The organism is Sinorhizobium sp. NFACC03 (assembly GCF_900103435.1).
Lineage (GTDB): Bacteria > Pseudomonadota > Alphaproteobacteria > Rhizobiales > Rhizobiaceae > Ensifer.
This window is the reverse complement of the sequence record NZ_FMXF01000054.1, coordinates 1-23995: the sequence shown is the minus strand read 5'-3', so window position 1 is coordinate 23995 and position 23995 is coordinate 1. Positions and strand designations below refer to the sequence as shown.

Here is a 23995-nt window from a genome sequence, read left to right as displayed (position 1 = left end):
AATCGGCAAGACGGGATTTGATGCCCGGCGTCGAACATCGATCACATAAAGGCCTGAACAATCGCGCGGAGAATTCTCATGTGCCGCTTCGAAAACGAGAGCGGATAATGCAGCGATTTCGATCGGTCGGCTTCTTGCAACGTTTCATCGCGGTCTTTTCCGCAGTCAGAAATGTTTTCGTACCGCCGCATCAGAAACGCTCCGCCCTTGCCACCCACATTCATCGCATCCGCGCATTGGCGCAGTGGAAAGCTGTGACCGGCGCAACGGCGTAAGTTCGCTGGCAAATGCCCTTCTGGCTTCGGGTTAAACAACGTGACATCGCCCTTGTAAGCGTCAATGACATCGATGAGGTCGATTGCATTTGCAGCCGGTACTGGAGTAAATCCAATCAATCCTCTCCACGCAGGTCCGGCGGCCTGCATGAGGTTGATCGTTTTTGCCGTGAAGATCGAATCCAAAGTTACGCTCAGCCAGTCTGGCAGCCCGATTTCGGCGGGTTTTGAAGCAGTTTCTCGCGTCATGGCGAGTTCCCTAAATTAGTGTGATGAAACGTTAAGCTTGAGAGGCGCGAAATCTTGCGATGCAAACGATAGCTGCGACAGATACCGTTATGAATCCGCTTTGAAGCACCAGATTGAACAATTGCACCGTGATCGGGTTGCGTATGAGTTCAGCCTTCGGAAGATCTATTCCAACAGGAAGTGGAACTAAAATCAGTAGAGCTAGCAGAACAACTGCGGGACGAATAAGTTGGCCCGACGAAATTTGTGACTTCTGCTTATATGTAAACGGGTACTTATAGGACTCCTTGTAAAGCCATCGACCAGCAAAAATTATGCTGCAAGAAGTAAGAATGTAGAATATCATCGAAATGGAGAAGTAATAAGAAATATCCTCTGGCGGATATTCTAGAAAATAAAAATGTTCAATTTGGTATTTGGGAAACGCCATGGAGGCCTTTTCCAGTACAGACCCTACGAAGATATCTCGAGGGATAAGTAAGGATGCACCATAAATTGCGAGAAGAAATAGAAATGAGAAATTAAACAGCAAGCTGTAAACTGCCCTAAAATTCTTGCTCTCCACGTCGTCTGCAAGACTTAAAAGCAATGGTTTATCACTGGTACTCAACGAGGCCCCCCTTAGTAAGTGATGCGCAACGGAGAGCTTGCAATTTCGGATCAGATCGCGCCCAAATCCTTGTGAAATCAGGGCTCACTGTCTCGTAAGGTCACTCAACTTGAACAACGCCAATGCGTGTAATATTTCAAAATTCGTGAAACTTGCAATAGGCGACAAATAAAGGCATCGCGCGAAAAGCGTACGCCGCGGCTGCATTGACGCCACGCCATTGGATAAGATTTTGCCCGCATAAAGGAGTCTGGAAATCAAGCGCGCAAGCTTTCAACCCTCTTGAGAACGTACCAGCGTTGATCCGTTCCCAGATCTTGAACCCTGGATCCTCGAAGGTAGAGTCGTCGAGATTGCTTTATCTCTCGTGTCGCTTTGGTCTGGGGCACCAGCCCGAGCCTCACCGATGGGACATCTCGCTTCAGTGCCAAGCTTTGTTCCCGTCGATACATTATGCGATCTTCTTGGCCCAGAACGTGAACAACCTAGCAACACGCCGTGCAGCGGCGCCTAAACCGCTGTCGCGCGAGCGACATCGGAATTCGAATTCGGCCTCGTGCAAGACCTCTAATGCTTTTGGGTGACTTTTCGCGCACCGTTCACGCGTTCTACTATCTTGGCGGGAGATGTGGAGAGGGGCATGCACTATCGGCAAAGGTCGGTGCTGTTCGCAGCACCTTGGCTGATCATCGGAGTTGCCGCAGTAGGCGTTTCGGGCGGTATAACCGTTGCGGACTTCGAAAAGCCTGAACTGCTGATCGCCGCGCTGTCTGTCGGCCTCCTCGTCGGCATGGCCCTTGAGCAACTTCTAGCCACGATGAGAAAAAAGGCGTGGCAAGAGAAAAACAGGTCACGCTGGGAGGTGAGGCGCAGCAACGACCGCATCATGCAGGGGCCTTGGGTACAGACGCCAGTTGCGGAGCAATTGCGACCGGTCGACGCCGCGGATCAGTTGCGCATCGTAATGCGCTCGCATTTCACCATCCAACCGTTGCTGAAGAGCGAGGCCCGTGTGTTTCGGGAACTCGACAGCATGGTGATCGGCTGTAATTCTTCCTGGCAAGTAATGGCTCAGGTTTCATTGGGCGAGATCCTCCGAAGCACCGACGCAGACGCCTACGGATGCATCAATTCCAAACGTGTCGACTTGCTGCTCGTAGATAGCCATTGCCAACCGCGGCACGTCATCGAATACCAGGGCGGAGCACATCATCAAGGCGCCGCGGCCGCGCGCGACGCGGTAAAGAAGGAAGCGTTGCGCCGCGCTGGGATTGGCTACCATGAGGTGGTGGCTGGCCAAACGACGCCGTCGGAACTCAGGCGATTGGTCGAGAAGCTGGTGGAAAAGCCGAGTGTCACCTAACGCGCCCTCATCTCAGATGCCTGCACGGCAGAGTCAATTCCATCCGAGAGAGGCATCACCTTGTTTGACAGCAATGAGAAGCACTGCGAGATGATCTCCGATTTCGAGGCAGTGCGCGGAAACCTGTTCCCGGCCAGCCACGGAGCGATCGAGGACTGGAAGACATTCCCCTGGCATCGTGATCGGACCAACCGCATTCACGCCCACAAGGTGCATTCGTCGCAAGCCATCGCGATCGATGTGTTCGGCACACTCAAGACAAGCACAGATCGCGACCGCATTTTCGACGCCATCGCCGAGCGTGTGGGAGTGGCACCGGGTGGCCCATGGGCAGTAACGCTCGAGTGGACTGATACCGATCGGCTTCTGGGAGAACCCAGGCCCACGCAGGTCGATGCACTCGCGGTCGGCTCAAAAGCCGCGCTCGTCATCGAATGTAAGTTTACCGAACCCGGAGGTCAGTGCAGCCAGACGGCGGCATTGTCCTCGGGCGAGCGACAATGCAATGGAGGCTACGCCGACCAAATCAACCCGCGGAACGGTGTGCGCGCGCACTGTGCGCTCACAGGCAAGGGCATTCGCTACTGGGAATACATCCCAAAGGTCTTCGAACTCGATCCAGGCGTCGATCATACGCCCTGCCCCTTTAAGGGAGACACCTATCAGTGGATGCGTAACGCCGTGCTGGCGGCAGCGATAGGTGAGCACCGCAACCTCCAAGCGGCAGCCCTCGCGGCCTTTGCCGACCACCCAAGCTTTCCGACGGCGCGCAAGGCACAGCGAGGTCTGGTGGATCCCGGTCTCACCGGCCAAGGGGCGATCACGCCCATCTCCTACCAGCAGATGATTGAGATCGCGCGCCAGGTCGGCCTCGACCAAGAACTCTGGAGCGGCCTTTCTGCTTGGGTCGATCAGAAGATCGCAAAGGCGGCATCGCGCTCAGTGTCGACACGATCCTCAACTTCCGTGCTCCCGAACTAGGATTGACTCTTCCTCTTTAAGCCGTCCAATCCTGCATCGCAAATTGCGCTCCCCTCGCATGTTAACCGACAATCTAAGCGGCAACGCTAATTTAGAGTTGCAGACTCGACTCTTCGATAAGTTGTGACATGATCCCCTAGGGAATTGGGGGAATGAAATTGAAATCTGTTATTTTTTCGCGGCTTAGCCTAGCCGTGGCGCTGGCGTTTGCCTTATCGAGTTGCACAACAACGCAAGCAGAATTCCGCAAAGATCCGGCGCGGGTGACCAAGTCCGCGCTCTGTCGGACGTTCATAACAAATACCGATCTAGCCTTTACGCAGGAACTCACCGGCGAGTTGGCCCGGCGCCGCATTGAACCGATCGAGTGCGTCAACATGGTTCAGCAGGAGAACCAAGCTGCGGCCGCCGTTGTCGCCGTGGCATTGGTGGGAACTGCCATCGCCGTCTGCGCGAACAATGACTGCGGTGGTGGCTACTATCCTGCCTATCCCGCCTATCCCGGGAATTGCCAATACGAGTGGCACCGAGACGCCCGAGGCAACCGTTGCGGTAGGAGAAGCGCCTCCTCGAAGCCTGGGGGATGGTGAACACGTTGAGAAGCACGACGCCAAGTCGCGGAAGGTCAAACCTCAGTAGGCTCGGATATTCAATGCATTGAGGACCTCTGGCGTAATCGTGCCAGTGACCTTCAGACCATAGTCCTCCTGCATCTTCGACAACGCCACCTTGGACTGCGCACCGATCCTGCCGTCGATTTCACCTTGGTAATAGCCGTAGAGGCTCAATGCATTCTGGACCTGGATGACGATTTGTCGAAACTTGTCCGAGTTTCCCGGGAGCACCTTTGTTTCCGTCGTTTCCGGCACGGGAGGATAGTACGTCCAATCGGTATCGGTCCGCGTTGTGTTAGCCGTCGCCGGATAAGTGCCCGCTTGATTGGTGCTCGGCATCACCTGATACGTGTTTGGTTGAGTCTGATAGTTTTGCCGCGGCAATACAGGCGCCGGTTCATACACTGGCGAGCTTCTCGTTACATACCCGCCACCACTCGATGATCGGTGGCTCGAATGACTGGAGTGAGACCGGTGACTTGAATGGGACCTATGTCCCGCAAGGGTATAAACGTGGTTGAGCCGAAGGCGTTCGAAGATTGACTTGGGTGCAGGCTCCTTGCTTACCAGACCACCGGGTGGCGCCGCGTCAGACTTGGACGGCAAGAAGCCCGCGGCCAAAAATGACGGTATAAGAAACAAACCCTTCTTCATATTCGCCCCAGCTTACTAAACCCCTCGCTGTGACTATACCACTCGAAGAACCCACCACAAGCTGCACGGACGGAGCAATCGTCGCAGAAGTCGAGATATTTTCGTTTCCAGTCAGAAATCGTCGAGGGCGCGAATTGGCGATATGGTTCCGGAACAGAGCAAAGCGGGAAGTTAAAGAGCGAAACGGCTATGCCCCTGGCTGCGGCAAGATTGATCGCCGATCTGATCATCGTGAAGTCTGATGACGTGTCCCGGAAGGTTCTGTTCCAGTTCATCCGACCGTAGCCCATACGCTCGAGTTGCATCAGCGCCCAAACAGAAACGAACGGCGTCCGGTTGACGACGTAGTTTGCCAAATCTCGCAAGTTCTCCCAATTCTGCTGCGTTACTACAGTCCGCAATTCCACCGATGCACCAGCGCGCATTAATAGTGCCAGGCTCTGCTCTAGTCGTTGAAAGGCGCCTGGTTTACCCACGATGTGGTCGTGCAGGTCGGCTTCAGACGAATAGAGAGGAATTCCCCAAAGAACGCGCTCAAGACCGATTGCATCCAAGCGGCTTACATCACTTGGCTCAAAATGCTGCGCGTTGGTCAAAATGTGGAACCGCAGATCGCGGCGAGCGGAAGCAGCGGTCGCCAGAAATGCGAATAGCCGATCCTTGTGGAGCAGCGGCTCCCCACCCGATATCCCGATATATGCTCCTGATGGAGCAAGTCTGACCGCGATCGCGAACTGGTCAAAGAGATCGGCGTGATGCTTCTTAGGCGGCTGCGAGCACATCACACACAGCTGGTCACACTGTTCCGTCACCAAGAGTGTGTTGTGCTGCGACGAAGCTCGGATGAGCCTATGTGCACTCGCCTGCCCCGGCAGAACCATCAGCACATCACCATCGAGCGGCATGTCGGAGGTGGCATGGATTACGACTGAAAACCCCAAATATTCATATTCGCGATGCTGGAGCTCCCGCCGGATGAGATGAGCGTCGTGTTCGGAAGGGTCGGCGCGATCGGTTTCGCATAGCCGCAGGACCAACGGCTCGACGATGGGCAATGGATCGACTTTTAGACGGAGGTCGATCATCGATGAACCCTGGCCAGCGAAGGCTCGTACTCCGGCATTCCTGCCCACAATGCCAAGGACTTTCGCGCCTTTGGGTCAGTCGAATAGATCAGTTCGAAGACCTTGTCGAAAATGTGCAGGTGCCGCTGGCAGAAGTCCGTTAGATGCTTCGGCATGTCGACGCGACCATAGCGCGACAGGTCGTCTACCAAGTCCACTCCGCAGTAAGCCTGATAAGGGCAGTGGATGCAGTCAGGGTGGAAATTATTGGAAGCCTCGTCGTTGAGCGTGTCGATTGTCGACCTGTTTAGACCGGTATGGATGTTGCCCATCGAAAGATCGAACTGGCCGATGCGCGTAACCATTCTGGCTTCATCAGTCGGATAGAGGGTGCCGTCGTAATCGACAACAAGGTAGCTGTGCCCAAGAATATTCGGGTTCCTGAGATCGACATGTCCATTGTGTCCCGACCGAAGCACTCGTCGCAGGCAGTGGACGAAATAGTACTCCTCAACCGGCTCCGCTGCAGTCCAATTGTAATCTATGAGCGCGTCCACGAAGGCCGAATGATAGGCATTCCAGGCGCTCGTGGTGTCCTTGGCCGCGTAGCGTTTGCGAGCAAACCCTTGGTAATTTACCGGCCGCAGGAAGATCGACCGTAGGCCAAAAGCGGTGAAGCTCTCGATTACGGAGGTTGGCGTCGGCAAATTTCGGACGTCGAGAGTGGGAAGGGCTGAGACCTTGGTTGCTCCGAATGCATCGACGGCCCAACGAAGGTTCTCAAAGAACTGGTCTGTTTTCTCGGGAACTATCGTCCTTTGAAGCTCGTGCGTTTGGGGATTGGCATCCAGGGACGTGCTGATGAACGTATCCGACGCCGACAAGAACGACCAAGCCTCGTCGTTCACTGCCTGAAGATTCGTGCAGACAACAAATTCGGTCTCGGCAAACCGATGGCGGCAAAACTCCCTAACCCTCTGCAGCACGTCCAGTTTGAGGAGCGGCTCACCTCCTTGAAATTCGACCTTCAGGCGTGTGGTCGTCAGCCCGTCGAAAAATCGAAATACGGCGGCGAGCGTTCGCTCGTCCCAATCGAATCCGGGCGTGTTCTCGTTGACGCGAGAGACCTGACAATAGCCGCAGGCGAGATTGCACCGCAGCGTCGGAACCAGGATGACATAATCCAGTTCAGCCAGCGCGTGGAGTCGGTTGGCCCATCGAAAGGCGAAGCTGGTGTAAGTCAGGTCATCTACTTCTCCGAAGGAATGACCGTTTTCATGGAGGAACCGCGCGTCGCCGGAATTGAGTTCGTTCGCCACGTAGCGCTCCAGGAATGCCTGGTCGCTCTTGAAATACCCGCCTGCATCATCTGCGAAAACCAGTTCGCGCCCGGTAACGGCGCGAAACTTCAAAGGAAAGACTGTCATCTGTGCATCACACCCTCGATGAGAGCTCTTCGCAGTGGTAGGGTCTCTGCATAGATCTTCTGTCGACAAAGCGTGAAGTGGAAATCTCGGGCTAACTCGGCCAGGTCGATGTCGGCATCAGTGACCAGTATCGCATCTTCGCCAATCTCTATTTCAACCGACGGGTACAAATACCTAAAGCGGCCGACGGCATCGTTGACGTAGGCGCGGAACTCCGGTCCAACGGTTACGCGGCAACATCGTCGTCCAGATCGTTCCCCCATCGCCAGCCCCCCAGCAGCAAACGTCTACAAGCTGTAGCAAGTGCAGCATTCGCGCAAGCGCTTTGCTATGTAAGCCAATTGTTGTGCACGGTCGACCGGCCTACTCAGAGCGGCGGCATTCCATACGAAAGATCCGAATAGCCGTTGATCAATGACCGCGCTGTCCTTAGAACCTTTCCTACGGGCCTGTAGCTCAATGGTTAGAGCCGTCGGCTCATAACCGATTGGTTGCAGGTTCGAGTCCTGCCGGGCCCACCATGCCCTTAGGATCGAAGGTCCTCGCCCACGGGTCTCGTCCGATTGATCTTTCTTGGGCGTCAATCCGAAGTGCGGTAGAGTCGCCGCTTTGAGCCCCGAAAGAAGCCATCGCCCCGCCATTGGCCGCTGATTCCGACCGGTTTCGGGTGCTGATAAATGGAAGGACGGCCAGCGTGATCTCGCGGCAGCAACGTGACGTCAATCGGTCGCCCGACCCCGTTCTAAAGATAACGGCAATCGCGTCCTCGAAGTCTTGTGGCAGGCCGGGGACATTTAGTCCACCCAGGCTCTGCCCGACTAGCACGACTCTTTTGTTCGCCGGGTTTTGAGCTCGGGACCTTGCCGCCAAAACATTCATTCAGGATGGCGAGCACTGCGCACGGCAGGGAGGCGACTGATGGGCTATGAATGGACGGGAGCACGAGAGCGCCGCATGAAAGTTGCGCGCTACAGTGCCGCGGTCACGCTTGCCGCTCTAGTCGTTACAGTCGCAGCGCAGATTGTCAGTAAAGCATTCTAGAACAGAAAAGGACCCATGCGTCGAACGCTCCTTTGCTCCTCGATGGCTTACCGGCTTGCTGGTGCGCGACCATAGAGCAGGAGCATGAGTATGATCACCACGCCGTAGATGATCTGGCGACCGGCCTCGGGCATCTGCGTGACGGAAAGGATCGATTGCAGCAGCGTGATGAGGATGACGCCGGCGACCGTGCCGAGATAGGATCCCCGTCCGCCGAGGATCGAGGTGCCGCCGAGCACCACCGCCGCTATGGCAGGAAGAAGGTAGGCGTCGCCCATGGATTGCGCGGCCTTGGAGGCATAACCTGCAAGCAGAACTCCGCCAAAGGCCGAGAGCCCGCCCGAGGCGGCAAAGGCGGTCATGACGATGCGGCGGGTATTGATCCCGGAAAGATAGGCCGCACGCTCGCGATTGCCTATGCCGTAGACGGCCCGCCCGAAGCCCGTCCGGCGCAGCAGGAAGACCATCGCCGTGCCGACCAGCCCCCAGATGAAGACGACATTCGGGATGCCGGGGATCAAGGCGCCGGTGGAGAGATAGCGCATGGCCGCGGTGGCGGAATCCTGCGGCGAGAACCCGCCTGTGTAGACCACCATCACCCCTTGAGCGACGGCATTCGTCGCCAGCGTCACGATCATCGAGGGTATGCGCAGATATGCCACCCCGACGCCGTTGACGAGCCCGATGCCGATCCCGCAAAGGATTCCGAAAGGGACTGCAAGAGCAGTGCCGACCGGACCGTAGGCGGCAGCCGCGCAGGCCATCATGGCGCCCGTTGCAACGGTCCACGGTACGGAAAGGTCGATCTGCCCGAGCAGGATGACAAGCATCATGCCGGTGGCGATGATGCCGAGGAAGGATGCCACCTTCAATTGCTGCAGCAGATACTCCGGTGACAGGAAGCTGCGCGAATAGAAGCTGCCAAGGACAAGCAGCAGCAGGATGCAGCCGAACGCGGTGACCACCGCCGGATCGAGCTTGCGCAGGAAGTTCGGCTTGCGTCCGTTTACGTGCGTCATCGCCGTCTCGCTCACAGGAACCACTCCAATCTATTGCGCACCCGGAAAAGGGCCAGAGCGCCGAGGCTGATGGCCGCAAGCAGGATCAGCCCCTGGAACAGCGGTTGCCAGAGCGGGTCGAGATCGAAAACGAACAAAAGGTCGCCGATCGTGCGGAACGCCAGCGCACCAAAGACGGCACCGATGGCGCTGCCCTTGCCGCCAAACAGCGAAACGCCCCCCAGCACCACTGCGGCAATCGAGAACAGCGTGTAGGCGTTACCGCTGGCGAAAGCCGCGTCACCGGTATACGTGAAAAAAGTGAGAAACAGCCCGCCGAGGGCGGCCACCAGGCCCGAAAGCGTATAGGCAAGCAGCTTGCCGCGCCGGATCGGCATGCCAGACATGTAGGCCGCCGTTTCGGAAGAACCGACAGCATAGGCCGCCCGGCCATAGACCGACCGGCTGAAGGGCACCCATATCAGCACAACCACCGCCGCGAGTGCCGCGAGGCTCGCCGGGACGACTCCGAATATCCGTCCCGTCATGGCGTCCGCCAGACCCTCGTTAACGGAACCTCCCGGAAAAGGTCGCAACAACAGGGCGACACCGAAATAGACCGCGCCCGTTGCGATCGTCGCCACGATCGGCTGCAGACGCCCGTATATCACGATGGCGCCGTTGGTCGCCCCGCACAACGCCCCCACGGCCAGGACGACGAGGACGCCGAAGGCCGTCTCGAGCGGCGAGCCCACGACTAGCCACGAGGCCAGGCAGTTGGTGAGCAGGAAGATCATGCCGACGGAGAGGTCGATGCCTGCTGTGATCACGACCATGGTTTGCGCCATCGCGACGAAGGCGAGCAGCACCCCCTTGTTGGCCGCCGTCTGGATGACATTGGCCGTGAAACCAGCCGGATGGTTCGCGGTGTAGATGATGAACATGACCACGAAGATCGCCAGCGCCGTCAACGTGCCCCGGTGCTCCGCCAGTCGGTATTCCCAGTCCTTCATTGTGCCGGCTCCCGCTGGGTTGGTTCTGCAGACGGAATGTTGAGTGCGCTCGCTATCAGGGCGCGCTCCGTTATCTCTGCTCCTGCCAGTTCCCGTTTCACCGTTCCGTCATAAAGCACGAGGACCCGGTCGCAGCAGCCGATGAGTTCGGCATAGTCGGTCGAATAGAACAGGATGGCCGCGCCCTCGTCCGCAAGGCGCCGCAGCAAGAGGTAGATCTCCTGCTTGGTTCCCACATCGATGCCGCGCGTGGGATCGTTCAGCAGAATGATGCGCGGCTGCCGCATCAGCCATTTCGCGATGACGACCTTCTGCTGGTTGCCGCCCGAAAGGGCACCGACGGGTGCGTCAATATTACCTGCCTTGATGGCGAGTAGAGTCATCAGCTGATTGATGGCGCTCTCCTCTTTCGCCCTGTCGATGATCCCGCCGCGCGTCAGCCGATCGAGCGACGCAAGCGAAAGATTGTCGCGCACCGTCATCGGCAGCATCAGCCCCTCGGTCTTGCGGTCCTCGGGGATGAGCGCCATACCGATGCCGTGCCGGCGCGCCTGCGCAGGGCTGCCGATGCTGATCGGGCTGCCGTCGACGAGAACCGTGCCGCGCAACCCGCGCAGGACCCCGAATAACGCCAGAAGGAGATCGCGCTGCCCTTGCCCGTCCAGCCCACCGAGACCGACTATCTCACCCGAGCGAAGCGAAAACGAGATGTCGTGAAGGCGATCCGCCCAGGACAGATTTCGTGTTTCAAGCACAGGCGCAATCTGTGCAAGCCGGCCGGGCTTGGGAGGATAGACGCTGTGATACTCGCGGCCGATCATCATCTCGATGACCTCCGCATCGCTCCTCGTGCCCGCCGCGTAGCTCGCAACCTTGCTGCCGTTGCGAAACACCGTGCAGTCGTCCGCAAGTTCCGCAATCTCGTTCATGCGATGCGAGATGTAGACGAGCGCCAGCCCTTCCGCACGTAAACGCTTTAGTACGGCAAAAACCTTCGACACGTCGGCCGCCGTCAGCGCCGATGTCGCCTCGTCGAGGATGAGGATGCGCGGCTTGCGGGCCAGTGCCTTGGCGATCTCGACGATCTGCTTGCGCGACAGCGGCAGATCCTTGACCAGCGCCAGAGGATGGATGTCGACGGCACCGGCGCGCGCCAGCGCCTCCTCTGCTAGGCGCCTCTGGGCCTTGCGGTCGATCATGCCGAACCGCGTCGGCGGATTGGAAATGACGATATTGTCAGCAACGCTGAGTTCTGGGATCAACGACAACTCCTGGAAGACGCAGGCGATCCCGGCGGCGTTGGCGGCAGCCGGCGAAGCGAATTTCACCGGCTGTCCGTCGAGCGTCATCTGGCCCTCGTCCGCAGCCACGACGCCGGCCATGATCTTGATGAGCGTCGACTTTCCGGCGCCGTTCTCGCCGAGTACGGCGTGGATGCGCCCTGCCCTGACCGACAGCGCGGCATTCTCAAGCGCGCGAACCCCACCATAGCGCTTCGATATCCCCTCCATGCAAAAGAGCGGTCCGCCATTTTCCATTGCGCTCTCCGGGAAACCGTTACGGACGACGGGCACCGCACGGCTGGCTGTGCGATGCCCGTTCCTGATCGACCTACTGGTTTTCCTTGCTCTGCTTCATGATTTCCTGGGCGGAGAAATTGATCCCGCAGGTAGGGAAGGAATTACCGACGAAGAAATTGTCGGATTCGGACTGGAAGTAATCCTGGCCCTCCTTGAAATTCGGATCTTCGACAATGGCCAACGGCAACTTGACCGACTGCGGCACCACCTGTCCCTCGAGCGCGGCGATCGCCGTCTTGATGGCAACGGCCACCTGTGCGGGTCCGGTTCCAGCCGACGAGCATTTCAGGCCGTCTGCGGCATGTGCTGCACAGAACTTGCGAAACCCGTTTTCGGTTTCGCCGCCAAACGGCACGAACGGATGTTTGGCGTCGATCATCGCCTGGACAATGCCGGTATCGCCGCCCTGGCCGGTAATGCCGTCGAAGGGACCGCTGGTGGCGATCGCATCCGCCGTCACCTTCTGGGCCACCCCGTCATCCCATTTGCCCACGACCTCAATGACCTCGAAGTTCTTGCCCGACGCCTGGAGTCTCTCATGGATGCCGTTGTGCCGATCGGTGTCGACCGAAGTGCCGGCCACACCGCGCACCTCGAGTACCTTGCCGCCGTTCGGCAGGTGTTTGACGAGCCATTCGCCCCACAATTGGCCGAGCCCCTTCTGGTCGACGTTGACGTTGATCGCGTCCTGGGTGTCGAGGATATTGTCGAAGGCAACCAGCACCACGCCGGCTTCCTTCGCCCGCTTGATGACGGGCGCAAATGCCGTCGGGTTCTGGGCGTTGACGACGATGGCGTCATAGCCGGAATCGATGAAGTTGTTGATCGCCGAGATTTGGGCGGGCACGTCCTCACCCGTCGAAACGACCTTGAACTCCTTCAGCTTCGCCGCGACGTCGGGCTGGGCAGCATAGGCCTTTGCCGTCTGCACCATCTGGATACGCCAGGTATTGGCGATGTAGCCGTTGGCAAGCGCGATGCGGTACGGGCCTTCCTTTTTCGGAAACTTGAAGAATTTGGTGTCTGCCGACCAGGGCGCGAAACATTCCGGCTCCGCCGCGGGCCCTGAAACCACTTCCGGCTCCGCGTAGGCGGCCGATCCCAACATGAAAAAGGCAGTGGCAGCAACGATGCCGCCAGCGAGTGACTTCATCATCGACATTTCCTCCCATTGGCGCGCCACTGATTTGTTCTCCGGTTCGAGAGGGAACTCCTTCCCCCGGAACGGCACGAACTTCTCTGGCACCGGCAACGCTGGATGCCTGCTTTCACCATTGACGAGGCGCTGTGGTCTCCTCCCAAAAACACCCCTGTCTCTTAATTAGGTAGCGCTACCACACAAAATTGTAAAGTAACATTTGCGGATTACCGAGGACCGAAATCCCCAATTTTCAAGTGAAATTCGGCGACTTATGCAGGAAGGCTATTCCCTTCCGTGATGATAGCGCTATCATGCGATCCGCAGTCAGAGTGCGATCGTTGCCGCATGAGGCGTACCCATGGCCGAGGATTTCGAGATCGTTGACCAGCGCTTTGCCAGCCTGGTCAACCACAGCGCCCGAGTGGAACAGCTCTATACGGGGTGTCGCTGGGCCGAAGGGCCGGCCTATTTCGCCGCCGGGCGCTATCTGGTCTGGTCGGATATTCCCAATGACCGGATGCTGCGTTATGACGAAACCGACGGGCATGTGAGCATCTTTCGCCAACCGTCGAACTTCGCGAACGGCAATACCACCGACCGGCATGGCCGTCTGGTGACCTGTGAGCACGGTGGCCGCCGTGTCAGCCGCACCGAACATGACGGGAGCATCACCACCGTCGCCGATCGCTGGAACGGCAAGCGGCTCAACTCGCCGAACGACGTCGTCGTGCGATCAGACGGGTCGATCTGGTTCACCGATCCCGCCTACGGCATCGAGTCCGATTACGAGGGCCACAAGGCCGAAAGCGAAATCGGCGCCTGCTACGTCTATCGTGTCGACCCGGCGACGGACGCAGTTGCGGCCGTCATTACTGACATGGTGCGGCCGAATGGCCTCGCCTTTTCGCTTGACGAAAAAAAGCTCTACGTCGTCGACACCGGCCGGACGCATGGGCCCGACCTTCCTGCGCATATGCGCGTCTTCGATCTGAACGAGGCGGGCGCGATATCGGGCGGGCGGGTCTTTGCCGATTGCACCGTAGGCCTCTTTGACGGGTTCCGCCTGGACGACGAAGGGCGGATCTGGACGAGCGCCCGCGACGGCATCCATTGCTACCACCCGGATGGCACCTTGCTTGGCAAGGTGAGAGTGCCGGAAAACACCGCCAATTGCGTGTTCGGCGGGCCTAAGCGAAATATCCTCTACATCTGCGCGACCAGCTCGCTTTATGCCGTTCGGCTGATGGTCAACGGCGCAAGACTCGACTGAGGCAGGAGGCCAGCCATGCCGTTCGTGCGGATCACCATCGTGCGCGAGACCCTCGCCGACGATCCTGCGGCCAAGAAGGCGGCAATCCGCAGCCAGGTCACTGCGGCGATTGCCGAGGCAACCGGATTGTCCGAGCGCGAAATCTCCGTCGTCTTCGATGAGGTGGACGCAAGGAACTGGTATGTCGGCCGCACCGATGTCGGGACCCTGCGCTCACGCAGCCAGAAGGAGTCGACGTGAAGGACGACATCACTCCCAAAGACCATAGCCGGAGGGCAAGCCGACGCGGCAGTGGGAGACCGACCATAGCCGACGTCGCAAAACTGGCAGGGGTCGCCGCGATTACCGTGTCGCGCGCGCTACGCGATCCCTCGCTGGTTTCGGCCGAACTGCGCGCGGGGATCGATACGGCGGTGGTTCAGCTCGGCTATGCGCCCGACCCCAATGCGCGCGCGCTCGCCTCCTCCCGAGCCGATGTGATCGGTGTTCTCGTGCCGTCACTGACAAACATCGTCTTCGCCGACACGGTGAGAGGCATCCATGACGAGCTCGGCGACGGTCCGTTGCAGATACAGATGGGCAACACCCACTATTCGCCCCGGGAAGAGGAACGCCTGATCCGGATGTTTTTGAGCCAGCGGCCATCGGCGCTGATCGTGTCCGGCATCGACCAGACCGAAACGACCCGCAAACTGCTCGAGAGCGCGGATTGCCCTATCGTGCAGATCATGGAGTATGGCGACGATCCGGTCGACATGCTGGTCGGGTTCTCCCACTTCGATGCCGGCAAGGTGGCGACCAACCATCTGATCGAGGCTGGATATCGCCGTATAGGCTTCATCGGCGCGCGAATGGATCCTCGCTCGCAGCGTCGCCTCGCCGGTTACCGCTCGGCTCTGGAGACCGCTCAGCTCTTTGATCCCAAGCTGGTAACCACCACGCTGACGCATTCACGCGTATCGCTCGGCGGGCCGCTCCTGGCCGACGCGCTTGCCAAGGTCACCGATCTTGACGCGGTCTTCTGCAACAATGATGACCTTGCCATGGGCGTGCTGTTCGAATGCCAGCGGGCGGGCATCGCCGTGCCGCACAGCATGGCAATCTGTGGCTTCAACGACCTCGACATGATGCACGTCGCCTATCCGTCGCTCACCAGCGTACGCACGCCGCGCTATGAAATCGGCCGGCGCTCGGTGCAGATGGTGCTGGATCGACTTGCCGGCCGGCCAATTGAATCGCCGATCGTCAACTTGGGCTTCGAGCTTCAGGTTCGCGAAAGTACGGCGCGATGAAACGGCACATTCTCAAGGATCGGCCGCAGCGCACAATCCAGATGATAGATTATGCGATCTTTTTGGCCCAGAACGTGAACAATCTAGCAACACGTCGTGCAGCGGCGCAGTAAACTGCCCGCAGTCGCGCTTAAGATTGGAGTTCGGCCTCGTGCAAGATCTAATTCCTTTGGGTGACTTTTCGCGGGCCGTCCACGCATTCTACTATCTTGGCGGGAGATTTGGAGAGGGGCATGCACTATCGCCAAAGGTCGGTGCTGTTCGCGGCACCTTGGCTGATCATCGGAGTTGCCGCAGGCGGAGCTTCGGGCGGTGTAATTATTGCCGATTTCGAACAACCTGAACTGCTGATCGCCGCGCTATTTGTCGGCCTCCTCATCGGTATGGCCATTAAGCAACTCCTAGCTATGATGAGAAAGCAGGCCTGGCACGATAGAAACAGGTCACGTTGGGAGGAAAGGCGCAGCGTTGAATCCATCGTAATCGGGCCTTGGCCTCAAACGCCCGCAGCGGGGCCATTGAGACCCGTCGACGCTATGGATCAGCTGCGCATCGTGATGCGGTCGCATTTCACCATTCAGCCGTTACTGAACAAGAGCGAAGCCCGAGTATTTCGGGAACTCGACAGCATGGTGATCGGCTGCAATTCATCCTGGCAAGTAATGGCTCAGGTTTCCCTGGGCGAGATCCTCCGAAGCACCGACGCGGACGCCTACCGTTGCATCAATTCCAAGCGTGTGGACTTGCTGCTCGTCGATAGCAACTGCCAACCAAGGCACGTCATCGAATACCAAGGCGGAGCACATCATCAAGGCGCCGCAGCCGCGCGCGACGCGGTAAAGAAGGAAGCGCTGCGCCGCGCTGGGGTCGGCTACCATGAGGTCGTAGCTGGCCAAACCACGCCGTCGGAACTCAGGCGATTGGTCGAGAAACTGGTGGAAAAGCCGAATGCCACTTAGAGCAATCTTATCAGAAATGCCCACACGGTCCGGCCTTCCCGACTGGAAGAAAACATCGCCTCGCGTGGACGGATTGAGGCGCACCCGAGATGATGGTCGATTTCCAGGCAGTTCGCGAAAATCTGTTTCCGGCCAGCCATGGAGCAATCGAGGACTGGACGGGGTTCCCGTGGCATCGTGATCGAACCAATCGAATTCAGGCCCACAAGGTGCGTTCGTCGCAGGCCATTGCAATTGATGTGTTCGTCAGCCTTTCAGCTGACGTCTAGCGCCGCGACGAATGTCAGCTGCCCGCCGAGCGGAACAGGTACGAGCTCGGCAGGATAGAGATAACGAAAGCCGGGCGCTAGCGGCGCGAGGCCCGGAATGCCCTGCGTAACAGATCCGACGAATGCCGGGTCAGCTACCCATGCCTCCGTGATTGCATAGGTCCCACGGGGGTAGGAAACGCCGACCAACACCATCATGTGGCTCAAGTTGCACACGACCAGCGGCTTGTCTAGGGAAAGCTGTTGGATAATGCCGAAGTTGTTCAGCTGCGCAAGGCCATGCAAAACCGACCAAATTTGCGAACCAACTGAAAACGAATCCCCGTTAACGTCGACGTACGATCTGTTCACAGACGAGATCAGGGTGAAAGGGTCGGCGGGCGCATTCACGATACCTCCGAAGCACTGCTGTACGATATCTTGCTGCGAAATAGTCCGACCGTGCCAATCGCAAATCATGGAAATCGTTGCTGCCCAGCACCAGACTGAGTTCACGGGCTGACCCTGGTGCCTGAATTGGGTTGATGGGATCCTAGCATCGCATATGGAGGCATTGCATACCTCCGTCGCGGCCGCGCTGCGGGGCATGCCCAAGTACGCCGCCATTCCGAGCCCTTGCAGCAGAACTCCTCGACGCGCGATAGCTCCATTCTCCAAAATGAGATTTTTGGCCATGGGGTAATCCTCAACACCCGGTTTGAGTGCCTGACACACGAGATATCTGAAGGCTTATGTCAGATATGAGACTGCCGATCCCACCTTCCAGCGGCGCATCGGCGGACCTCTTTTCTGGGCCTCCATACACGCATTTGGAGCGGTCGAGCGGGAAGCTCTTGGCAAGCAAACTCACTCCCTGCGCCGATCTAAAATTCACTGTAATGCTCTGGTCGCCTCGCCACGTCCCGGAGCCGTTGTAGTAGCCATATGCCAAATGGAAGCGATACCGCGGAGTGTTGTTCGGGCCAACGCACTCTTGGATGATGCTCCCAGATATCTCGGAGAGTTGCCCAACAGTGCTTCCATTACCATCATGCGTGGCCGTATCAGGGATATTGAATGCTCTCAAGACGGCTGGCGTGCAGACGGGCAGAGCGGCCTGAACCTGAGGCGTCATAGCAGAGGAGTCAATTTGCTTTGTTATGCGATTGTAGCCAATAACCCACAACGACTTGCCGTTCTGATGTGTGGCTTTGATCGTGTACCACGTTCCTTGCGGAATGCTTCGTTTGTCAGGGATTTCGGTGCTGACAATGGGTCCAAGCTGGGCAAACACTGGGTATGGGGCCTGAGCTAATATCGTTTGATAAAGTGGAGGAGAAATGTTTTTAGGGTCAAAGTTGTTTTCCGTAGCCGCCTTAATAAAGGCCATCACAAAAGGCGCGGGATCGTCTGCGCATTGGCTTGGCGTATAGTCAGTCAACCCGGCCAACGGAATTAACGTGGCAGCGGTGCTGATCGGAATTACGTAGCTGATCGTACCCCCATTGCCGCCTCGGATCGCTCCGGCGAGCCCAGCCACTTCGCCGAAGTCATTGAACACGGGGCCTCCGCTCATGCCGGGCCTCAAATCCACATCCGTCTGCCACCAACCCGTGGGCTTATTTGCAATCACCGCGTTGGCGGCCGTCACCTTCCCGGGTCCCCCGCCGGTTAAATCTGAGCCGTCGGGATAGCCAAGGGCGTACAACCAAGTCTTTGAATGATCCCCCGGCATCATATCAATCTGAACTGTCGGCCAAGGCTGAGGCATCGCCGGGATTTTGATTAGCGCGACGTCGAGATCATCCTGTTTGGTAATCAATGTCGCGGGTACGGAAGTGGCGAAGGGACTTCCCACTCTCACGTCGATCTTGGAATTGACTACCGGGGAAGTGTACACGGCCGGAGGCCTGAGTACGTGGGCGGCGGTGAGAATATGCCCATCGCTTTTTATCACAAAACCACTTCCGGTGACATGGTCCTTGCTACCGTCCGCTAATACGAACTCGTACGTTAACTGCGCCACCGCAAGCCCGCCCGTTTTTTGGACACATTCGGCGCGATCCTGCGCGGCAGCTGGCGCTGTCACCATGGCTATGACGAGGACAATGAAACTCCAGGAAAAGGAAACGCACCGCATTAGTATCACCCAATAGCCATGCAGATTTGCCGCACACGCGACTTAAGGTTACCGCCGTAGCCGCCCCCGCCAATTCCGTTGCCCATCGCAATGAGGGACCCTCTCGCTGTACCGTTTAGCGCGTCCGAATCCTTAGAGAGAGGGAGGTATTTGCCGGAGTCCGCGTGTGATTTCACGGCCTGTTTTAGGAGAACTGCATCAGGATCTGCAAACAGCGCGTCCCAGTCGGAAGCGCTACTGACGGTGCATGCTTGATCGGCAGTCAGTCCCTGCCAGCGGGTAGCATAGTCACGAATGATGTCGCTTGCCTCGGGGTTGGCGAGGATGAACTTCACCAACTCGCGATAGTTCGCCCGCCACGTGGTTTGGATGAGGCCGCGCCCACGAAACTTGAAAAAATCGGCTTCAATGATGATGCCGCTGTCCTCGATCTTTCCGCTCGTGGGAAAGCGCTCCCTCGGATAGGCCGTGCCGTTCCACACTTGGTCATTGGTATTGGAAAGTTCGTTGGCGAACTTGAGACCTTGGCGCTCCCTTAGGAATAGGGCCTCGTTCAGCTGCTGGTGGACGGTATAGTTACCGGGGCCGGTGTTGTACGATTTTTTTCGCCATTTTCGGCCTCCGGGGGATGTAATAGTCACGATATCATATAGGTAGGAAATTCCAGGGTGGTCCTGAGAACCGTAGGACTCCGTTCTCGAGCGCAAATTGCCGTTGATCTCGTTGATAAAGACCGACATGTAGGCGATGAATTGCATCAGGCTGAGTGGGCCGTCTGCCATTACTGATTGCCAGTAAGCGTTGAAGTTTTGGGTCACGTTAGACCCTTGAATCTTCTTTCCGGCCCAGTATCCCTTTCCCGCCACCTTATCATTGAAAAATTCGATGAAATAAGTTCCGGTTCGCTCAGTGAAGAAAGCATTCAACTCATCAAGCGAGTTAAACAGCCTGTTGCCGAAAGTTTCTGCGTAACCGTCCGGGAGGTCGTCGCCCGCGGCTACCAAAATCGTCGGGTCTCCCTCCACCAGTTCCCATGTATGCCCAAAATCCGCTTCGCCAACTTCAAAGGGCACCGCAGCGGCCGTTTGCGCCAATGCAGGAAACTGCTGCAACGTCGACGCACTGGCCGACAGCAAAACGGCTGTGAATTCACGCCTACTGAGCATAGCATCCCCTCTCGCCCACAACGCTACGTTACTCTCACAAAAGTTGCATGTTAATATCCTAAATGTCAAATTTAGAACTGCGTTAAGTGAAGGTGCGAGCGGGGTGCGCGAAGACGCAATAGCGGACCGCCAACAAGAATAAGGAGCCGACGCTTACGGCGCCACGATCCGGATGAGACGGCAACGCAGTCCGGACGTGTCCGTCGCCTTGAACTGATACGAACCGGCGACACCCTACCAATGTCGGCTACGCGACTGATATGATTGCCACTAAGATTTTTGCTAACCATCGAGATACGCGCGGTCATCAGAAGCGGGGATGTTCCCCTGAATGATATCGCGCGGCCCTGCCGCATTTCACGTCAGATACTGGTACCCGAACTGAGTTTAAGCGACATGAAAACGCGCCTGTCGTACATGTGGCAAGTTTCTATAGGCGAATCAGTCTTCAGTAGTGTTTGATGCGGCGTCTTTTACTTGCGTGAGTTGTAGCATGGTCGATATTACCGATAGCCTGACAAAAGCACTGCACACCAGCGGCTCAGCGCCATTCCTTTTCGTTGGTTCGGGTTTCTCAAGGCGGTATATCGGGTTGGAGACCTGGTCGGATCTGCTTGCTCGGTTCTGTAAAAATATCCGCGACTATGGCTTCTATTTGTCGAATGCCGATGGAGACCTGCCCCGTACTGCCTCGCATATCGCGAAGGACTTCAATCCGATGTGGTGGGATCACTCAGATTATGAAGGCAGTAAGCAGGAATACGGCAAAGAAGCCACAGAGCAGTCAGCATCCCTGAAGTTCGAAATCGCAAAGTACCTCCGCGGGCTGTCCCTCGAATACAAGGACAAAGGGCTGGCCGACGAGATCAAAGTGCTGGCACAGATGAACGTTGACGGCATTATCACCACAAACTGGGATCTACTACTTGAAGATTTGTTTCCTGACTACAAAGTTTTCATCGGCCAGGAGGAGCTAATCTTCTCAAACCCTCAGTCCATTGCTGAAATTTACAAGATCCACGGTTGCTCGTCCCGTCCGTCGTCGCTCATTCTGACCGAAGACGACTACAAAGATTTTCAGAAAAAGAACCCATATCTCGCAGCGAAGCTGATTACGATATTCGTCGAGCACCCCGTTATTTTCCTTGGTTACTCGATCAATGACCCACACATCCAGGCCATCATCGGCTCTATTGCCGAGTGCGTCGGAGGAGACAAACTCAAGCAATTCGAAGACAACCTAATCTTTGTCGAGCGACCAGACAGTGGACAGGATGACGCCTTCGAAGGAGCGACCATCACAATAGGAGCGAGCAAGGTCCGGGTAACACTGGTCCGTACGAACGATTTCTCCCGAATCTATGCCGCAGTCGAGGCGACGAAGCGCAAGATCCCTGCCCGGGTCTTGCGGTATTGTAAGGAGCAAATGTATGAGTTGGTAAAGTCCACCGATCCAGAGGTCAAACTGGCCGTCCGAGATTTGGATGACATTGGCGAGAAGGATGACATCGAATTTGTGGTAGGCGTCGGTGTCGCCAAAGACTTCAAGAAGCGCGAAGAGTCTGTCACTGAGAAGCAGAAGGAGATCCTGACTGCCCGCGGCTACACAGGCATCACCGTCGACGACGTCTTCGACGATATCCTTCTGGAGAAGACGAACTATCATGCTAACGAGATCCTGAAATCGACCTACCCGTTATTCAAGAAGCTCTCGAATGCCAATATCCCGGCTTTCCGATATCTTCGCGAAGCAGGAATCACGGATCGAGATGCATTCCAGGCATGCCCACACGCTGATGCCAGATTGGTCGCGAACCGTACGCTTGGGCGCGGTTTTACTGCCAATGGCTACCGCAATCAGTTTGACAGAGATTTCAAAGGTCTCAGCACACAAGAAATCATTGATCGCACGACGCCAGAAAAAGCGTCTTTGATGCTACCATTCCAGCCTAGAAATGAGATTGATCTCGCTGTCCTCGCTAAGTTCCTGAGAGACAACTCTGACAGGCTGAAGGAGGGATCCTATCGTTCATATTTCAAAAAACTTGCATGTATGTACGACTATCTCGCCTTTGGCTTCGAGCTGTAGAGGACTAAACGGTGATCACAGCAGGCTATTTTATCGGGCAGCTTCTTGACGACCTCGCCTCAATCGGCGGTCAGGTTGCAAATAGAAACAAGGTCGGTATGACCGATCTTACAAAGCTACTTGAGAACTTTTATAGAGACATTATCAACGATGTTTACGATTACAGCCTGAAAAATGCCAATGAGGGGCGTAGCAACGCCCCTGGTCTCGACCTCATCGATGACGTTCGCGGGATAGGCATCCAAGTCACGTCACAGGGCGGATCTGGAAAGATTAATGATACGCTGGAAGTGCTCACAACCGAACAGATTAGCTTGTATCCTCGGATCATCATTATGATCGCAGGGACAAAGCAGAAAAGCTATACAGGTCTAAAGCAGGAATTGGTCGACAAGGCTAATTTCAAGATTGAAGACATTTGGGACTACACCGACCTCTGCAAGGCGCTGGTTAATCTGCCTCTGGATAAACTGCAGGGCCTTCATCAGCTCGTCTCACAGCAGGTGGCCCGGGTGAAAATCGAGCTGGAAATACCTAACGAAGACGGAACCTTCGCGACGGGGATCGAGCAGTATGCGGAGGCAATCCCTCGGGAAAGATTGTCCGACCTTAAGAAATTCGCAGCCTTCCTTCACGCTGACATGGAAGCGACAGAGGACGAGACGAGAAAGTTTGTCGAGACATTCGTAGCGGATTTAAAAGAACTACCTCGCATCACACGCGAGATCTTCGAATACATGTGGACTCGGCGAGAAAAGACCCTGCATCGAGGCGCTGCGGCCGATAGGTATAAGGTCTCTCATACAAAGCTAGAGCGCTTGCTCGAACGTTATAGAGACTTAGAGGGGGACCTTCGTCTTCTTAACGATGCCGGCTTTATTACAACTTATGCGCCTCATGAGACTGGCGACGGCAGTTTCTTCCACGTGCTTAGAGAAGGAAGTGCTTCGGACATGCTGGACAGATTCGGCCTTGTTTACCTCGATCAATTCATGACCGAGCACGGTATCGAGTCGAAAAAAGTGTTCGTCTCGCTGGATTTCGGTGAATTCTAATCTCTTGGAAGCGTTGCCTGGAATAATCTTGTCGCCCACTTTATTACTTCATCGGCAACATCGAAGCTTCGGTGCCAGCTCTAAAATTATGACGCTACTCCATACTCGGGTGTGTCCCTGCTGATGGACTTGCCGCCGTTGAGGCTGCTTGCCAAAGAAGCGCTCGATCACGGCGTCTGCTCGGCCTCAGTGATCATCAACATTCTGGCACGAAGTCTCTACCCAGCTCCCGCTGCAACCCTGCAAATCCCGGATGCGCTTCGGTTTGCCCATGAGCCGGTCGCCGACCGCGCCCGTTACGACAGGCTCCGGAGGGTAAGTTGATGGAACGCACACAGGTTCTCGAACTGATGAGCACCCTGAAACTCTACGGAAGTCCGCACCAGCAGACCGCTTGTAGCCAACGACGGTGATATTCCGGCGGCAGCGGCGCCCGCCTCGGCGCTCTGATACGGCCCCTCACTGATCAAAACTCATTGGCCCATTCTCTGCGGCCGATAGACATGATGCGCCAGGGCTGGCTTTCGAGCTTTCGCCAGGCATCGCAGCAATGATCGACGATGTCGTCGTAGGATTTGAAGACGCGGTTTGAGAGCCAGTTGTCGCGCATGAAGTGCCAGAGGTTTTCAACCGGGTTGAGCTCCGGCGACTTCGGCGGCAATGGCAGGATGGTGATGTTTTCGGGCACGACGAGATTGTTGGACATGTGCCAGCCTGCCTGATCCATGATGAGGATAGCGTGCGCGTCGTGATCGACGTGCCGGGC

General features: G+C 56.9%; 22 protein-coding genes, 1 tRNA gene and 2 pseudogenes. 13 read left to right on the top strand and 12 right to left on the bottom strand.

Annotation, left to right across the window (positions count from 1 at the left end):
- Positions 1–275: DDE-type integrase/transposase/recombinase (locus tag BLU35_RS33370; RefSeq protein WP_143033046.1), on the top strand; the 275-nt coding region annotated here is incomplete at its 5' end.
- 280 nt (positions 276–555) lie between these two features.
- Here BLU35_RS33370 and BLU35_RS33365 read toward each other — a convergent pair.
- Positions 556–1134: a hypothetical protein gene (locus BLU35_RS33365; protein ID WP_143033045.1), complete on the bottom strand. Its 579-nt coding sequence runs from the start codon at positions 1132–1134 to the stop codon at positions 556–558.
- A gap of 640 nt (positions 1135–1774) precedes the next feature.
- Here BLU35_RS33365 and BLU35_RS33360 point away from each other — a divergent pair.
- The 3 genes from BLU35_RS33360 (at position 1775) to BLU35_RS33350 (ending at position 4068) form a co-directional block, all read left to right on the top strand.
- Positions 1775–2497 (top strand): DUF2726 domain-containing protein, encoded by a 723-nt coding sequence (locus tag BLU35_RS33360; RefSeq protein WP_093236317.1) that lies wholly within the window; start codon positions 1775–1777, stop codon positions 2495–2497.
- A gap of 90 nt (positions 2498–2587) precedes the next feature.
- On the top strand, positions 2588–3478 hold the full coding sequence (locus BLU35_RS33355) for a PGN_0703 family putative restriction endonuclease (RefSeq protein WP_093236316.1): 891 nt from the start codon (positions 2588–2590) through the stop codon (positions 3476–3478).
- Between the two features lie 152 nt (positions 3479–3630).
- The gene (locus BLU35_RS33350) at positions 3631–4068 is read left to right on the top strand and encodes a hypothetical protein (RefSeq protein ID WP_093236315.1); all 438 of its coding nucleotides are present in this window, start codon (positions 3631–3633) and stop codon (positions 4066–4068) included.
- 42 nt (positions 4069–4110) lie between these two features.
- Here the strand turns inward: BLU35_RS33350 and hxsA are convergent, their stop codons facing one another.
- From hxsA to hxsB, 3 genes are read right to left on the bottom strand one after another with little or no spacing between them, the layout of a single operon-like run.
- Positions 4111–4746, bottom strand: a complete 636-nt coding sequence (gene hxsA, locus BLU35_RS33345) for a His-Xaa-Ser repeat protein HxsA (RefSeq protein ID WP_093236314.1) — start codon at positions 4744–4746, stop codon at positions 4111–4113.
- Positions 4743–5831: a His-Xaa-Ser system radical SAM maturase HxsC gene (gene hxsC, locus BLU35_RS33340; RefSeq protein WP_093236313.1), complete on the bottom strand. Its 1089-nt coding sequence runs from the start codon at positions 5829–5831 to the stop codon at positions 4743–4745. The genes hxsA and hxsC overlap by 4 nt, the downstream gene beginning before the upstream one ends.
- Complete coding sequence (gene hxsB / locus BLU35_RS33335; RefSeq protein ID WP_093236312.1) at positions 5828–7237, bottom strand: His-Xaa-Ser system radical SAM maturase HxsB; 1410 nt, start codon at positions 7235–7237, stop codon at positions 5828–5830. Before hxsB ends, hxsC begins: the two co-directional genes overlap by 4 nt.
- Positions 7238–7682: 445 nt before the next feature.
- Between hxsB and BLU35_RS33330 the strand changes: the two genes are divergently transcribed.
- Positions 7683–7758 (top strand) — tRNA-Ile (locus tag BLU35_RS33330).
- 567 nt (positions 7759–8325) lie between these two features.
- Here BLU35_RS33330 and BLU35_RS33325 read toward each other — a convergent pair.
- From BLU35_RS33325 to BLU35_RS33310, 4 genes are all read right to left on the bottom strand, one after another.
- Positions 8326–9297, bottom strand: a complete 972-nt coding sequence (locus BLU35_RS33325; protein WP_502688205.1) for an ABC transporter permease — start codon at positions 9295–9297, stop codon at positions 8326–8328.
- Positions 9298–9308: 11 nt separating this feature from the next.
- Positions 9309–10289, bottom strand: a complete 981-nt coding sequence (locus tag BLU35_RS33320; protein ID WP_093236310.1) for an ABC transporter permease — start codon at positions 10287–10289, stop codon at positions 9309–9311.
- On the bottom strand, positions 10286–11827 hold the full coding sequence (locus BLU35_RS33315) for a sugar ABC transporter ATP-binding protein (RefSeq protein ID WP_093236309.1): 1542 nt from the start codon (positions 11825–11827) through the stop codon (positions 10286–10288). The genes BLU35_RS33320 and BLU35_RS33315 overlap by 4 nt, the downstream gene beginning before the upstream one ends.
- A gap of 73 nt (positions 11828–11900) precedes the next feature.
- Positions 11901–13025, bottom strand: coding sequence for a sugar ABC transporter substrate-binding protein (locus BLU35_RS33310; protein ID WP_058329907.1), 1125 nt, complete (start codon positions 13023–13025; stop codon positions 11901–11903).
- Positions 13026–13368: 343 nt separating this feature from the next.
- On the opposite strand from BLU35_RS33310, the gene BLU35_RS33305 reads away from it, so the two are divergent.
- The 5 genes and pseudogenes from BLU35_RS33305 to BLU35_RS33285 form a co-directional block, all read left to right on the top strand.
- Entirely contained in the window at positions 13369–14280 is a 912-nt protein-coding gene (locus tag BLU35_RS33305; protein ID WP_093236308.1) for an SMP-30/gluconolactonase/LRE family protein, read from the top strand.
- 15 nt (positions 14281–14295) lie between these two features.
- Positions 14296–14520 (top strand): tautomerase family protein, encoded by a 225-nt coding sequence (locus BLU35_RS33300; protein ID WP_057251552.1) that lies wholly within the window; start codon positions 14296–14298, stop codon positions 14518–14520.
- Positions 14517–15572, top strand: a complete 1056-nt coding sequence (gntR, locus tag BLU35_RS33295) for an HTH-type transcriptional regulator GntR (RefSeq protein WP_286161715.1) — start codon at positions 14517–14519, stop codon at positions 15570–15572. The genes BLU35_RS33300 and gntR overlap by 4 nt, the downstream gene beginning before the upstream one ends.
- Before the next feature lie 233 nt (positions 15573–15805).
- Positions 15806–16531 (top strand): DUF2726 domain-containing protein, encoded by a 726-nt coding sequence (locus BLU35_RS33290; RefSeq protein WP_093236307.1) that lies wholly within the window; start codon positions 15806–15808, stop codon positions 16529–16531.
- 89 nt (positions 16532–16620) lie between these two features.
- Positions 16621–16785, top strand: a pseudogene (locus BLU35_RS33285) (PGN_0703 family putative restriction endonuclease); the annotation flags it as partial.
- Here BLU35_RS33285 and BLU35_RS33280 read toward each other — a convergent pair.
- From BLU35_RS33280 to BLU35_RS33270, 3 genes are read right to left on the bottom strand one after another with little or no spacing between them, the layout of a single operon-like run.
- On the bottom strand, positions 16786–17475 hold the full coding sequence (locus BLU35_RS33280; protein ID WP_093236306.1) for a papain-like cysteine protease family protein: 690 nt from the start codon (positions 17473–17475) through the stop codon (positions 16786–16788). It lies immediately after the preceding pseudogene.
- 10 nt (positions 17476–17485) lie between these two features.
- Positions 17486–18919, bottom strand: a complete 1434-nt coding sequence (locus BLU35_RS33275) for a S1C family serine protease (protein WP_093236305.1) — start codon at positions 18917–18919, stop codon at positions 17486–17488.
- A 5-nt stretch (positions 18920–18924) separates the two neighbouring features.
- Positions 18925–20085, bottom strand: coding sequence for a hypothetical protein (locus BLU35_RS33270; protein ID WP_093236304.1), 1161 nt, complete (start codon positions 20083–20085; stop codon positions 18925–18927).
- Positions 20086–20578: 493 nt separating this feature from the next.
- Between BLU35_RS33270 and BLU35_RS33265 the strand changes: the two genes are divergently transcribed.
- The 3 genes and pseudogenes from BLU35_RS33265 to BLU35_RS36515 form a co-directional block, all read left to right on the top strand.
- Positions 20579–22174, top strand: coding sequence for an SIR2 family protein (locus BLU35_RS33265; RefSeq protein ID WP_093236303.1), 1596 nt, complete (start codon positions 20579–20581; stop codon positions 22172–22174).
- An 11-nt stretch (positions 22175–22185) separates the two neighbouring features.
- Complete coding sequence (locus tag BLU35_RS33260; RefSeq protein WP_093236302.1) at positions 22186–23229, top strand: SMEK domain-containing protein; 1044 nt, start codon at positions 22186–22188, stop codon at positions 23227–23229.
- Positions 23230–23330: 101 nt separating this feature from the next.
- Positions 23331–23553: pseudogene (locus BLU35_RS36515) on the top strand (IS21 family transposase); the annotation flags it as partial.
- A 142-nt stretch (positions 23554–23695) separates the two neighbouring features.
- Here the strand turns inward: BLU35_RS36515 and BLU35_RS33250 are convergent.
- Positions 23696–23995 (bottom strand): transposase (locus BLU35_RS33250; RefSeq protein ID WP_176907553.1); only part of this gene is annotated, 300 nt, incomplete at its 5' end.